Source organism: Collinsella sp. AM44-11, assembly GCF_003467145.1.
Lineage (GTDB): Bacteria > Actinomycetota > Coriobacteriia > Coriobacteriales > Coriobacteriaceae > Collinsella.
The window spans coordinates 33792-48607 of the sequence record NZ_QSFE01000010.1; the positions used below are offsets into that span (position 1 = coordinate 33792).

General features: G+C 62.0%; 9 protein-coding genes and 1 tRNA gene. 6 read left to right on the forward strand and 4 right to left on the reverse strand.

Annotated features, from left to right (window positions below; translation table 11 throughout):
- Positions 1-65 precede the first annotated feature (65 nt).
- Entirely contained in the window at positions 66-2201 is a 2136-nt protein-coding gene (locus DW943_RS07440; protein ID WP_158551214.1) for a LuxR C-terminal-related transcriptional regulator, read from the reverse strand.
- A gap of 439 nt (positions 2202-2640) precedes the next feature.
- Here DW943_RS07440 and DW943_RS07445 point away from each other — a divergent pair, with 439 nt between their 5' ends.
- From DW943_RS07445 to pknB, 6 genes are all read left to right on the forward strand, one after another.
- Entirely contained in the window at positions 2641-4494 is a 1854-nt protein-coding gene (locus tag DW943_RS07445) for a serine/threonine-protein kinase (protein WP_117862643.1), read from the forward strand.
- The gene (locus DW943_RS07450; protein ID WP_035136732.1) at positions 4491-5504 is read left to right on the forward strand and encodes an FhaA domain-containing protein; all 1014 of its coding nucleotides are present in this window, start codon (positions 4491-4493) and stop codon (positions 5502-5504) included. Before DW943_RS07445 ends, DW943_RS07450 begins: the two co-directional genes overlap by 4 nt.
- A gap of 6 nt (positions 5505-5510) precedes the next feature.
- Positions 5511-5927: an FHA domain-containing protein gene (locus tag DW943_RS07455; protein ID WP_006235180.1), complete on the forward strand. Its 417-nt coding sequence runs from the start codon at positions 5511-5513 to the stop codon at positions 5925-5927.
- Entirely contained in the window at positions 5924-7858 is a 1935-nt protein-coding gene (locus tag DW943_RS07460) for a Stp1/IreP family PP2C-type Ser/Thr phosphatase (RefSeq protein ID WP_117862644.1), read from the forward strand. The genes DW943_RS07455 and DW943_RS07460 overlap by 4 nt, the downstream gene beginning before the upstream one ends.
- 16 nt (positions 7859-7874) lie before the next feature.
- The gene (locus tag DW943_RS07465; protein ID WP_117862645.1) at positions 7875-10745 is read left to right on the forward strand and encodes an FtsW/RodA/SpoVE family cell cycle protein; all 2871 of its coding nucleotides are present in this window, start codon (positions 7875-7877) and stop codon (positions 10743-10745) included.
- A gap of 132 nt (positions 10746-10877) precedes the next feature.
- A complete protein-coding gene (gene pknB / locus DW943_RS07470; RefSeq protein WP_117862646.1) occupies positions 10878-12839 on the forward strand; it encodes a Stk1 family PASTA domain-containing Ser/Thr kinase in 1962 nt (653 codons plus the stop codon).
- Between the two features lie 152 nt (positions 12840-12991).
- Here the strand turns inward: pknB and DW943_RS07475 are convergent.
- The 3 genes from DW943_RS07475 to DW943_RS07485 form a co-directional block, all read right to left on the reverse strand.
- Positions 12992-13067, reverse strand: a tRNA-Arg gene (locus DW943_RS07475).
- 305 nt (positions 13068-13372) lie between these two features.
- On the reverse strand, positions 13373-13771 hold the full coding sequence (locus tag DW943_RS07480) for a DUF956 family protein (protein WP_006235193.1): 399 nt from the start codon (positions 13769-13771) through the stop codon (positions 13373-13375).
- Positions 13772-13891: 120 nt separating this feature from the next.
- Positions 13892-14812: a PTS system mannose/fructose/sorbose family transporter subunit IID gene (locus DW943_RS07485; protein ID WP_117564942.1), complete on the reverse strand. Its 921-nt coding sequence runs from the start codon at positions 14810-14812 to the stop codon at positions 13892-13894.
- Between the last annotated feature and the right edge of the window lie 4 nt (positions 14813-14816).

Below are 14816 nucleotides of genomic sequence, written 5' to 3' on the forward strand. Positions count from 1 at the left end.
CAACCTTCGCATGAATAGAGAAAGATGTCTGTAAACACCCGCTATTGAGTTGATTGCTCAGGCGTTTACACGTTATTTACCTGCGATAACAATAAAATTAGCTCCGCCTTATTCTTGATCTTCAACTGGCGGTAAGATGCAGACCGCAGCGCTTGCACCGTAGATGCAGCGTAACCGACATCCTCCGCAATGGCCTTTGTCGTTGCCCCCTCTGCCGTCATCAGCAAAATTTGCGACTGAACATCAGAAAGGGAGCGCGACGTAAGCAGGGCCAGCTGGCGCACGCGGGCCGTTTCGGTGGACCCGTTCGCCCGGTACTCCAAGACGGCCTTCTCGTCCTCAACCGAGCGGGCGAGCGCGATGTGCGTAACGAACATGGGCACAGACCAGCAAACAATCACCGTTGCCACGACGACATTGACAGCCGAACTTTGCCCCAACAACGACGCGAGGAACAACGGCTCGAAAACCGTCAGATCCTGCACCATATTGAGCAAGACAGCCCAAACAGGAGCCGTCGCCCCGAAGCAAAGCATCCATATCCCAAGCATTTTGCGCTGCGGACAGCTTCGCATCACTATATATGTGAGCAGCACCCCCGTCAGCACCGCAAGTCCATGGATTCGCCCCCTAGCGACCGCATAGATTAAGGCAACCATGCCCATTGACACCAACGGCACGATAGCCCGAGCATGGGCATGCACCTTAAACGGACGCAGCCCAACAGCGAGCGAAGCCGTAGACGCCACGCCGCAAAACAGGACCGGCACAGCCATCAACGGAACGCGTATGCACATCAATGCCGCGATATAGATAAAAGACCATTCCACAGCAGATAGCACCGCCCATACGTACGGGCTTCCGAGCCAAATCGCTTCACCCGCTCTATCCAGCGCAGCGCCACGATTCGCTTTTCCACCCGCGTAGCGTAGCGACAGAAGCAGTCCGAGACCCAATGCGTAGCTTAAGAGGGAAAAGGCGACAGCCCGCGAAACACCGGACCCCCAATCGCTATCCGCCATTACCAAGGGCCCCGCCGCAAGGAGGATAAAGAATAATGTGAGCAGGTATCGAAACAGCCGGCGCGTTCGAGCTGATGCCACTATATCGTCAGCATGCCGCTGCGGTAGCTCATGCCCTACAGTATCGCCCTCACCCGCAAACAGCGCCACGAGCTCGCGTGAGCCCGCAACCGACGCCTTCCCGTATGCTCGGTGAAGCGTTGTTCTCACCGTCGATGGCTTCGTATCCGTCTCCTTGGCAATTTCCGCCGGCGTTTTCCCTTTGAGCAGCAGTCGAACAAACTGCTCTTCTCTAGGCGACAGGGCAGGGGAAAACACCCCCGCATCGAATGTGTCGGACGCACAGGCGATATCCGAATTGTTGTCCCGTTTCCCCCTTAGCAACATGCATACGAAGGCAGCAGCGATAACGGACCCCATCGCCAGCAATGCAATGACCACGGCATCGCTTGCGAAGTATGCCGCCTCAACAGCCGGAATAAGACCAATAGGAACTGCTACGAGCACAGAACAGGCAAACACGTCGCGCCGCCCATGGCCAAAGGCACGAGGGCGGCAAAACGGCGGGGCCACAGTCAATGCGAGATAGACCAACGGAATTAAAAGCGCAAGGCCAATTGACGCGGCCGTTACAGGGGGCATCCCCCATGGCTCGGGAACGACTCTCCATGAAACTCGACAGCAAAACAGCAGGCAAGACATGACGGCTATTGTTTCTGTAAAAATCGCGTCCTGCGGGTGACGAGTTTCCCTTTCGTCAGTCCGTGTCGACCTCTGCGTCAAAGGAGAGTCCGCCGTGCCCCAAATAACATATGAGAGAAGCAGCGACCCAACAAAGCACGAGACACACGAAACGCCATGTAACAACCAAATCGGTGCAAACACGATTGGAATAGAGTCTCCGCGAGCATAGAAAGCCAGGTCGGCCCATTCGGGAACCGTTGCAATAACACCAAGGAAAACACCGATGGCACCGAGATGCCTCGGCCTTCTCATTCCCCCCTTGCATAGCGCAGCACCATGAACAAACGCCGCGAGGCATGCGCCCAGGATAACGAGCCAGGTCATTGCACCTGACGCTAGGCCGATTGAAGATGAAAACCGGTGATAAGGGGTGACCGCCATTACGACAAGCGCAATGGCGCAGGCAAATGTAGCAGAACGGCGGGAAAAGAGCATACGGCCTCCATAGCGTGTCATTATATCGCTCGAGCCGCTCGTTTATCTCTGTTCTCACACCAGCCAGCATCAATGATTCAGGCGAACTCCAATCCGCGCCAGATCACGGTCCGGCTTTTGTTCGCAGTCCCCACATCAAAGCGGGATGCGGTTTCCTTTTGGACGCCGGTTCGGAAAGCGCATCCCGTTCCAGGGCAATATTCTGGGATGCAGTTTCCGCAGCCCACCCCATTTGGAAAGCGCATCCCATAATTTGGCTGAAAACTGAGATGCGCTTTCCAAACGAGCCGAAACGGGCCGAATCGATCGGGCCACCTCGCATCCCGCTATCCTCCCCATGCACCCGAGCGTGCTACACTAGCAGCATCTATGCCACCGCGAATGGCTCGGCCCCACGCCCGCCGCTCGCAAACGAACTTTAAACGCACGAGGGTTGGCCATGCCGCTTTTCTCGCAACATACCGCCCGGTTCTCGCCGGACGTTCCTTTGGAGGGCACCAGCTCTCGCGAGCTGCTCAAGCGGTACCAGCCGCTCGAGACGCTTGCGACCGGCGGTTTTGGCTCCATCGAGATCTGCCGCGACACGCACCTGCGCCGCCGCGTCGCCATTAAGCGCATCCCCCTTATCAACGGCGCCGGCATGCCCGCCAGCGACATCATGGATGTCCTGCGCGAGGCGCATACCGCCGCCATGCTTCAACATCCCAATATCGTGCAGGTTATCGACTTTACGCACGACACCGCCTATGCCTACCTGGTCATGGAATATGTCGACGGCATGTCCCTAGCCGAGTTTTTGCATCGCGTGGACGGCCATTCGCTCACCTTTGACGAAGCCGCGGCCATTGCCGATGCCCTGGGCCAGGCGCTCACCTTCGCCCATAGTAATGGCGTACTCCACCTGGACATTAAGCCCGCCAACGTGCTCATCGACCACTCGGGCAATGTAAAGCTCACCGACTTTGGCATGGCGCGACTGTCGTCCGCCGGTGGCTTTGGCGGCTCGCGCGGCGGCACCATCGGCTACATGCCGCCCGAGCAGCTCGACATCGAGACCGGCACGGTCGACGAACGCGCCGATGTCTTTGCCCTCGCCTGTGTGATCTACGAGGGCCTGTGCGGCAGCGCTCCCTTTATGGCGGCCACGCCCGCCGACTCGCTCGACCGCATCATCGGCGGCGCCACCTATCCCAGCGAGCTGATACCACACTTTCCCCCGGGAGCCGAGGCCGCGCTCATGAGCGCGCTCTCCCCCATGCCGCAGGACCGCCCCAACAGCATCGAGGCATTTTGCGACCAGATCCTTGCCGGTCTGGGCAGCGTGCGCGAGGGCCGTCGCAGTCTGGAGCAAATGGTTGGCGAGCTTTCGGATGACGAGCAGGAGCTCGACGATATCGAGCCGTCGTACTACGAGGACGACGCCATAGAGGTCGACCCCGCGCTCGGCTGGGCGGGCACGCGCTGGAGCCATGCGCGCGACTACACCATGCACGCTATCTCGGCGCTAACGTGCGGCGCCTTTAGCTTTTTGCTGATGCAAACGGCCGGGGTCGCGGCGCTTCCCGGCCTGGTCATTGCGGCTATCGCGATCGGAGCGGCGGCTGGCCTGGCCCCCCAGATCGGCTCGGCCATCTCGGCTGTGGGCTTTTTGGTGCTCATGGCCAACGCCACCATGCAGGCGCAGGGCATCCTGTCGATGTTGCCCGTCGCGGTGATCTTTGCCGCCGCCATGTCCGGTTGGTGGATCGCCTGGGGTCGCACCGAGGCTGCCGCGAGCGCCGCGCTCACCTGTGCACTCGCGCTTGGCTGTCTGACTGGCAATACCTTCCTGGCAGCTGGGGTCGCCGCCGGCGTCGCGTCATTTTGGCTCGGCCCGGCAAGCGCCGCCGCGGCAACGGGCATGGGCGTGCTTTTTGCCCGTCTGGCGACGGTCGCGCTTTCAGCCGGAGGCGTGCTGGGGCTCGGTAACGTTGCCGCAGCGCTGGAAGACCCGCTCCTTTGGGCTGCCTTTGTGCTGGTCGCGACAACTGCCGCAGCGTCATCTGCGCTGCTCAATGCCCATGCCAAGCGTGCCGACCAGGGCTCAAACCTTGCCGCAATCGCCGCCATCGCCGTCACCGGCATCGGCTGCGCAGCGGCATCCTGTCTTGCACACCATATGGAAATTGCCAGCCTTGCAGCCGCGGTCGCCGCCAAGGCGGCGGTTGCGGGAACCCTATCCTCTATAATCGTTGGGATATGCCTATATTTGCTCGGATACCAAAGAACCTATACGGAGAGTGATCTTTCGTGAACTTCCTGAACATCTTCGAGGACCACGTGGCCGGCATCTTCGGTGCCACCCGTGCCCCGTTCTCCTTTAAGAAGCTTGCCAAGCAGGCCGCTCGCGACATGGAGGATCAGACTCTGGTGATCAACGGCGTCAACACGGCGCCGGCACTCTATACCATCCTGATCGCCGCCGACGACGATCCCATGCTCGCCCCGTTCTACCCCGAGCTTTCGCGCGAGGTCCGCGAGTTTGTGAAAGCGCAGGCCGAAAAGCGCCGCTATGTCTTTGTCGGCGAGCCCCTCGTGCGCTTTATGATCGATCCGCAGCTGCGCGCCGGCAAGTTCTCGGTCTTTGCCGAGAACGTCGATGCCCCCACGCTCGGCCGCCTGTACGAAGAAGAGCGCGCCTATCAAAACGGCCTGGGCCAGAACAACTCCGCGGCAAGCCGTGCCGCCAGCGCCCCGCGCGCCGGCCAGCAGCAGTTTGCTGCCCCGCAGCAGCAGCGCCCCGCTGCCATGCCCCAGCAGCAGCCGACGCCTCGCGCCGCCGCTCCCGACCCGCTTGCCGTGGCAGACCCCTTCGCGCCTAGCGTCCCCGACCCCGCCGCCGCACCCATCCCGGTGCCGCAGACCGTCTCGCGCGACGCGCTTGCCGGCATGGGCGGAGCCGCCGCGACCGGTGCCGCCGTGGGCCTAGGCGCCGCAGCCGGCATCGCCTCCAACATGGCGAGCACTCGCGCCCCGCAGCGCCCGCTCGCCCAGCTCGTCGACGTCGTGAGCGGCGAGAGCCATAGCATCACCTCCGCACAGGTGACCATCGGTCGCGAGCGCTCAGTTTCCGATATTGCCCTGCGCGACCCCAACGTGTCGCGCCGCCACGCCCAGCTCACCTTTACGGGCTCGGATTGGTCGATCGAGGACCTCAATTCCACCAACGGCACGCTCGTCAACAACCGCCGCATTACGCGCTGCCCGCTGCGCAACGGCGATCTGCTGACGTTTGGCCTGAGCACCTTTGAATTTAGGGGATAGTCTCTTATGAACATCGATATCGTCCTTTTTGCAGGCCGCATCGTCCTGGTCGCCCTGCTCTATATCTTCCTGTTCGCCGTCATGAAGACCGGCGTGGGACTTGTGCGCGGGCAGCGTCGCGACTCGGCTATCTGGACGATCGATGTGGACAAGGGTCCGCGCGGTATCCGCGGCATCCACGTAGACATGCTCGGCCCCGTCATCGTCGGTCGCTCGCCATCTTCGGACATCTGCATCAACGAACCGTTCGTCTCGGCCTCGCATGCGCGCTTTTCGCTGCAGGGCCCGGCGCTCATCATCGAGGACCTCAACTCGCTTAACGGCACGCTCGTCAACGGCCGCCAGCTTGTGGAGCCCGCAACGCTGCGCGAGGGCGACGAAGTCCAGATTGGCGACGTGGTCATGAAGGTGAACCGTCGATGATCGACGAGGAGAACAAGTCCGCAACCATGACCGAGGCACCGGCTGCCGCCACAGCTGCACCGGCCCACGCCGCTCCGGCGGACTCCACACCCGTGGAGCCCGAGGACACCGTGTTCTCCCTGCCTCTTTCGCATGTTACGCATGATATTTCGGATCTCGCCGATAACGAGGGCGAAGAGGATGCCGTAGCGGCGCCCATCGGCGCACATGCTGCGGAACAGCCCACAGCGCCCGAAGCAACCCCGGCGCCGGCTCACTTTGCAGAGCCCGTCGCCGCGGCAATCAACGAGAGCGCTGCGGTGTTTGCGGCACCCGAACCCGCCGCGCCGGCGTTTCCCATAGCCCCGGCATCCGAGGTTGCGCCCGCGTCTACGCCGGCGCCCGAGGCGGGGCCATCCCCCGAGGACGGCCCTGCACCCAAGGCCCCGCAGCCTGCGCCCGCAAGCGAGTCCGATGCCGTGGCCGAGCCCGCCGCTCAGTCGCAAAGCACACCCGCGCCGTCGCACTTTGCGACGCCCGAGCCTATAGACGCCAGCCCGCAAGACGACGAGTCGACCGCCTGCGCGTCCGAAGAGCCCGGCTCCCCGGACACCGGCGATTCCGAATCAAACGCCGAGACCGACACCGTCTCTCCCGGTGACACAGCCGAGATCGACGTTGCCGCCGTTGAGGCCAAGCTCAAAGACCCCGGCTCGACCATGAGCTTTGAGCCCCTGACCGAGGAGCGCATCGAGACCGACTCGACCTATGATGCCGGCACCACCACGCAACTCATGTGGGGCGCCCGCTCTGACGTTGGCTGCGTACGCCCGCACAATGAGGATTCCTACCTGGTGCAGTCGCCGCTCTTTTGCGTATGCGACGGCATGGGCGGTCACGCCGCCGGCGAGGTAGCCTCTTCCATCGCCGTCGAGACTATTGCCAAGACGGCCCCGCAGTCCGCCGACGCAGCACGCCTGGCCGCAGCCGTCGAGGCAGCCAACGCCGCCGTAATCGAGGCCGCCTTGAACGGCCTGGGCAAGCCCGGCATGGGCTGCACAGCCACTTGCGCCTATATCGAAAACGACACGCTCGCCATCGCCCACGTGGGTGACTCTCGCGCCTACCTGCTCCACGAGGGCACGCTCATCCGCGTGACCCGCGACCACTCCTACGTGGAGGAGCTCGTGGACGCCGGCGAGATCACGGCAGACGAGGCTCGCGTCCACCCCAACCGTTCGGTCATCACCCGTGCGCTGGGCTCGGACCCCGCCATGTATGCCGACCACTTCACTCTGCATATCGAGGAAGGCGACCGCCTGATCCTGTGCTCCGACGGCCTTTCGAGCATGATTCCCGATAGCGATATCGAGAACATCGCCACGCAGTCCTCAACCGCGCAAATTTGCGTCGACAACCTAGTGGACGCGGCGCTTGCCGCCGGCGGCCACGACAACGTGACCGTAGTAGTCGTTGACCTGGTTGACGATGGCGTTATGCGCGAGGCGCAACGCATGCGTCGCCGCAACATTACTATCGCCGCCATCCTGGCCCTCGTCTTTGTGCTGGCAACTGGCATCTGGGCCTACACGGGTGTCACCGGCTCGTACTACCTGGGTACCTACCAGGGCAATGTCGCCGTCTGGCGCGGCCTGCCCGGCAAGCCGCTCGGACTCAAGCTCCACTGGCTCGAAAGCGAAACCAGCATTAAGCTGTCCGACCTGCCCGAAGACACGCAAAACCGCCTCAAGGCGGGCATTCCGCAAACAAGTGTCGACGATGCGCAGGACACGATATCCAAGTACCGCCACCAGATCGACGAGGAGCAGACCCGCCAGGTGATTGACGCGCAAACGATTCGCGACAACACCGATCAGGGATCGACCTCCGAATCAGATTCCGAGAAAACCGCCGAACAGTCCGCCGAGGCCGAAGCCTCCGAAAAGAACTAGAAAGGGAGTGCCGCTTATGAGTCGCCGCAACACCGAGCTGCTCTTGCTCATCGCCTCGGCGTTCCCCGTCATCCTGCTGTATGCGATGTACGTCCTCACCGCGGGCGCTGCCATCTCCTTTGAGACGCTCGCCGTACCGATCGGCCTCTTTGCCGCCTTTGCCGCGGCCCACATTGCCGTGCGCATCTTGGCGCCCGGTGCCGACCCCGCCATCCTGCCCATTGTCTTTGTGCTTTCGGGCATCGGCATCACGTTCGTGACGCGTCTCGCCCCCGCTCTCGCCATCTCACAGCTCATCATCCTGTTTGTCTCGGTGGCCCTGATGGTGGGAACGCTCGCGTTGGTTAAGAACCTCGACGTAGTCATGCGCTACAAGTACACCTTTGGCATTATCGGCATCATTCTGTTGATGCTGCCTATCTTTATCGGCACCACGATCTCGGGCTCCAAGCTGTGGATTCGCATCGCGGGCTTTACCATCCAGCCCGGCGAGTTCGCCAAGGTCTTTATCGTGCTGTTCCTGGCCGGGTACCTGGCCGAGAACCGCGAGCTGCTCTCCATCTCCAACCGCAAGATCCTGGGCTTTAAGATCCCTCGCCTGCGACTGTTGCTGCCGCTGTTTGCCGTGTGGGGTGTGTGCCTGCTCGTCGTCGTCTTCGAACGCGACCTGGGTTCGGCCGTGCTGTTCTACACCATCTTCTTGCTGATGCTCTACGTTGCCACGGGACGATTCTCGTATGTCGTTATCGGCCTTGCGCTCTTAGCCGTTGGAGCCGTGGGCGCCTACAAGTTCCTGTCTCACGTTCAGGTGCGTTTCCAGGTTTGGGTCGATCCGTTTAAGGACGCCCAGGGCCAGGGCTACCAGATCGTCCAGTCGCTCTTCTCGCTTGCCGATGGCGGTCTGGTCGGTGTTGGTATCGGCAACGGCATGGCCAACAACATCCCTGTCGTCGAGTCCGACTTTATCTTCTCGGCCATCGGCGAGGAGATGGGCCTTTTGGGCGGCGGCGCCGTGCTCATCCTGTTTATGCTCTTTGCCGTGCGTGGCCTCACCACGGCTGCCCGCGCTAAATCCGACCTCGCCGCCTTTAGTGCCACGGGCCTTACGGCCGCCATCAGCTTCCAGGCCTTTTTAATCGTGGGCGGCGTTACCCGCCTGATCCCGCTGACCGGCGTCACCCTACCCTTTATGAGCCAGGGCGGTTCCTCGCTGCTGGCAAGCTTTATCATCGTCGCGCTCCTGCTGCGCGCCGGTGACGAAGCGACCGGACGCGAGGCCGAGCTTACCGGCACCGGCACCATGGCCGCCATCACCGATGATCAGGTCGCATCTGCCGCCGCCCCGACGGGCACGCGCTTTGCCACCTCGTCTTCCTACGGTAGCGGCAGTCATTCCGTCGGCTCGCGCATGCGCCGTCGCCTGCTCGACACGCCTGAATCCGGCGTGCTCGGCCGCGTTGCGCTCGCCAACCGTCTAACCCGTGCGGTGCTCGCCTTTACGGCGCTGTTCGCCATCCTTATCGGCAACCTCACCTATGTCCAGGTCATTAAGGCCAAGGACTATCAGGACATGCCGACCAACAACCACACCATCGCCCGCTCCAAGTACATCCAGCGCGGTTCCATCATCACGTCCGACGGCGTGACGCTGGCCGAGTCGCTGCAGCAGGAGGACGGCACCTACGTACGCTCCTACCCCAACGGCAACCTGGCAGCGCACGTGGTTGGCTACGTGAGCCAGCAGTATGGCACCACCGCCATCGAGAGCGTCATGAACGACACGCTCACCGGCTCCAAGGACTACTCCAGCTGGAACAACGCCATCGCGTCGCTCGCGGGCCAGACCCAGCCGGGCAACACCGCCAAGCTCACCATCGACTCGCGCATCCAGACGGCTGCTGAGCAGGCGCTCAAGGGCTTTAAGGGCGCTGTGGTGGTCATCGACCCGCGTACCGGCGCGGTGCTCGCATGTGCCAGCTCGCCCACCTACGACAACACCAACATCGATGCCCTGCTGCAGACGGGCGGCGGCGAGGACGGCTCCATGTACAATCGCGCCATGGACGCGCTGTACACGCCGGGCTCCACGTTTAAGGTCGTTACGCTTTCCGCGGCACTCGAGACCGGTACCGCCAGCCTTACCAGCACCTACCAGGCGCCCGGCTCCATGGACATCGGCAACGCACCGGTCACCAACTATGCCAACGAGAGCTACGGCACCATCAGCCTGCAGCAGGCCTTTGCCGTGTCCTCCAACGTCGTCTTTGGCCAGGTGGCAAACGAAGTTGGCGCAAACACGCTCGTGCAGTTTGCCAACGCCTTTGGCTACGGCCAAAAGCTCGGCCAGGACCTGACCTCCGCGGCCTCCATCATGGCCGACCCGTCACTCATGACCGAGTGGGAGACCGCCTGGGCCGGCGCCGGCCAGCCTGTCGGCATGGACCACACGCCCGGCCCGCAGACCACCGTCATGCAAAACGCCGTGATTGCCGCCGCCATCGCTAACAGTGGCGTGGTCATGGACCCGTACTTTGTAGCCCAGGTACTCGCCCCGGACGGAACCGTGGTTAAGACCACGCAGTCCCGCTCGCTGGGCCAGGCTGTCAGCTCTGCCACGGCCGACCAGGTCAAGCAGGCCATGCTCGCCGTCGTCCAGTCCGGCACCGGCACCGACGCCCAGGTCCCCGGCGTCAAGGTCGCCGGCAAGACCGGCTCGGCCGAGACCGGCGGCACCAACGTCAACTCGATGTTCGTTGGCTTTGCACCTTACGATTCACCCACGGTCGCCATCTCGGTGGCCTTGGAGGATTACGACAAACACGACGTCAAGGCGGCCAAGATTGCCGGCATCGTCCTGACCGCGGCGCTCGCCGCGCAGGGAGCGTGATGCCCATGATCGAATCGGACACCCGAGGCGCGCCGCGGCCGAAGAGTTAGCGGCAACGTGCCACACGGCCCCAGCGGCCACATCGTAGGTACTACACACATCGTTGAGCGAATAGTTATGTTAGGAGCAGGAATGGAACAGAGGGTCCTCGGGGGAAGATACCTCCTCAAGGATAAGGTGGGGACAGGCGGCATGGCGACCGTCTTCCGTGCGCAGGACCAGGTCCTCGACCGCACGGTAGCCGTCAAGATCATGCTGCCGCAGTATGCTGGCGACGCAACCTTCGCCGCACGCTTTAAGCAGGAGGCCCAGGCAGCAGCCGGTCTCTCCTCCCCCTATATCGTGGGCGTCTACGATTGGGGCAAGGACGGCGACACCTATTACATCGTCATGGAGTACCTGCGCGGCACCGACCTTAAGAGCGGCATCAAGAGCCACGGCGCCCTCGACCCCAAGAAGGTCGCCCAGATCGGCTCGCAGATCAGCTCTGCGCTTTCGGTCGCCCACAAGCACGAGATCATCCACCGCGACATTAAGCCGCAGAACATCATGGTGCTGCCCGACGGCAACATCAAGGTGATGGACTTTGGCATCGCGCGCGCCAAGAACAGCCACCTCACGCAAGACAACAACGTGCTGGGAACCGCCCACTACGTCAGCCCCGAGCAGACCCGTGGTCAGGACCTCGGCCCCACCTCGGATATCTACTCGCTGGGCGTCGTGATGTACGAGTGCGCCACCGGCCGCGTCCCCTTTGACGGTGACGACGCTATTTCGGTCGCACTCAAGCAGGTCAACGAGCTGCCTATTCCGCCGAGCCAGATCAACTCCGGTGTCGACGCCGACCTTGAGCGCATCATCCTCAAGTGCATGGAGAAGGACCCGGCAAACCGCTTCCAGACCGCCGACGAGCTGCGTCAGGTGCTCAACAGCTACCTGTCCGGTCGTGCCGTCAACATCTCGGAGCCCACGCGCATCATCGGTGCCCCCGGTGAGCTGGGCGCCACCAAGACTCGCGAGCTTTCCGACCAGACGCGCGCCATGGTGCGTCCCGTCTCGGGCGTGAGCGGCCAGAATACCGCCCGTAGCTCAGTTTCGGGCTCCACCGGCTCCTACGAGGTCGAAAAGCCCAAGTCCAACAAGAACAAGATTATCGCCGCTGTGGTGGCAGCCGTTGCCGTCATCGGCATCGTGGTGGCCTTTGCCACAGGACTCTTTGGCGGCGAACAGGTCACCGTGCCCGACGTGCTGGGCAAGGACCAGCAGACTGCCGTCGAGCTGATCAAGGAAGCCGGCCTCGAGGTCGGCACCATCGACCAAAGCTACAACGACGATGTCGACGAGGGCAAGGTCGCCGAGCAGACGCCCAACGGCAACACCAAGAAGGCCAAGGGCACCAAGGTGAACCTGGTAATCTCCAAGGGCCCCAAGCCCTCCGAGAAGGTCGAGGTTCCCCGGCTGGTCGGCCTGACCAAGGACCAGGCAGAAGCCGCGCTGGCAAGCGTTGGCCTGAAGGGCAACGCCTCCGAGGAGGCCAACGAGGCCGATGAGGGCCAGGTCTTTGAGCAGGGCACCGAACCCGGTAAGGAAGTCGAGAAGGGCACGACCATCTCGTACAAGGTCTCGAGCGGCCCGGATACCACCTCCGTCCCCGATCTGACCGACATGACCGAGGCCCAGGCGCGCAACGCCCTCGATATGGCAGGCTTTGGCGTCGACGTGAGCTACCAGGAGAACGATTCGGTTACCGAGGGCACCGTGATTAGCTGGAACCCCAGCGGCAAGCAGAAGCCTGGCGCCACGATTACCGTCGTCATTGCCAAGAAGTCCGGCAAAGCCAGCGTTCCGGGCAACCTGTACGGCAAGAGCATCTCCGCCGCCGTTACCGCGCTCAACAACGCCGGGTTCTACAACATCGCATTCTGCGATCAGAACGGTAACCCCGTGAGCGGCAACGAAAACGCCACCGTTACGGGCGTCTCCCCCACCGGCAAGCAGTCTACCGACAGCACGATTACGCTGACGGTCGCACTTTCTGGCTCGGGTTCGGGTTCGGGCTCGGGCACGGGCGACGATTCCGGTACGACCAACTAGTCGCAACCCAACCGCTCATTACGGCTCTCGCCGCAAACATATTCGCTCACAGGCGCCCGCTTGCTCCCCCAGCAAGCGGGCGCTTCGTTTTTGACATGGCATGAACCAGAAGAGCCCGGCACCGTGGCGGTGTACCGGGCTCGACAAATCTCTGGTGCCCCCGGGCGGATTCGAACCGTCGACACCCGCTTTAGGAGAGCGGTGCTCTATCCCCTGAGCTACGGAGGCATGTTGTATTAGTGTAGCAGATTTACGCTGCTGTAATGCAGCGTATACCCACTCTTCGAAGTTGCGGTGGAACAGCCCTCCGGAAAGTGCGTCCCACTATCCAGGCAAATTCTGGGTCAGACTTTCCCCATGAGACCTTGCTAGGAAACTGTGACCCAGAATTTCGGCTCGAAACGGGACACGGTTTCCCAAACGACCCCGTTCCGGAAACTACATCCCGGAATCGACGCTCGAACTGGGATGCACTTTCCCGATCGAGCCACATGGGAGACTGCGCCCCACTTTGAGGGGGCGCTCTTTAATGGCTAGTTGCCTTTGTGGAAGAGGTTTTTGATAACGGAGGGGATGCTCTTGGCGCCCTTAGCCGTCACATCGATAAAGTCAGGCGAACGCACGAGCTTATCCTCGTCGACGTACTTGCGGACCGCACGCAACGTCTCTTTGTCGTCGCGCGTCGAAAACGTAAAGTGACCGTTGTCCTTGGTGAAGATGGCAAAACGCGTAATCTTCTTGGTGCCGCGCAAAACCTCGGCGGCAATATAGTCGACCTCGTCCCACGGGATTTGGATATAATCCTCGGGATTACGCTCGTTATAGTACTCAAACGCCTTATTGCCCACCATCACGTTACCGTGACTGGTAAGCCCCATCAGGCAGGTTGCCGGCGTTGCCAGATCGACCGTGCTGTTCTGAGATTGCGCCATACGCGCCTCGCCCTCCAATAAAAACAATCGGACCGCATCCAGTGTACCCACCGGGTGCGGTCCGTTTCAATGGCTCAAAAGCCCTTGCCTAGCAACTCTCGGTCTTAAGCCGAAGCGTGCTTACATGAAGCCGCAGACGCGACCGATGATGCCGACGGCGAAGAGAGCCAGGATGATGACGATCGGGCTGACCTTCTTCTTGAGGAGCTTGCAGACCAGAAGGGTCAGGCACACGGCGGCAAGGCCGGGGATGAGCTGATCGAGGTTGGCCTGAAGCGTGGTGACCTTCACCGGGTCGAGTGCGTTGGCACCGACAGAGCTGTACATCGTCAATGCCTGCTTGATGCCCTCAGAACCGGCGGGCAGGTTGGCCCAGTCGATATAGGCGCCAGCGGACTGCGTGACCTTGGAGACGACCGGGGTGAAGGAGATGGACACCCAGCGCTCGACCAGGGCGCCGATGATGAACATACCCAGGATGGAAGCACCCTCGGTGACCTTGCCCATCAGACCGCCGGAGAGGTCCTTGGCGATGGAGGAGCCGACCTTGTAGCCAAACTCCTGCGTGTACCACAGGAAGGCGTAACGGATGATGTTCCACGCGAAGAAGAACAGCAGCGGACCGGCGATGCTGCCGGACAGGGCCAGGGAAGCGCCCAGTGCACCCAGAATCGGGCGAAGGGTGAACCAGAAGGCGGGGTCGCCGACGCCGGCGAGCGGGCCCATCATACCGACCTTGACGCCCTGAATGGCGACGTCGTCAATCGGAGCACCGTTGGCGCGCTCCTCCTCGAGGGCGAGGGTAACGCCAATGACGGGGGCGGAAACATAGGGGTGGGTGTTATAGAACTCCAGGTGGCGCTTAAGAGCGGCAATCTGGTCATCCTTGCTGGTGTAGAGCTTCTTGATCGCAGGGATCATTGCGAAGCACCAGCCGCCGTTCTGCATACGCTCGTAGTTCCACGAGCCCTGAAGGAACTGATGACGGAAGCAAACCTTCTTACGGTCAGCCTTGGTGAGCTGAATCTTGTTCTCTGCCATATGT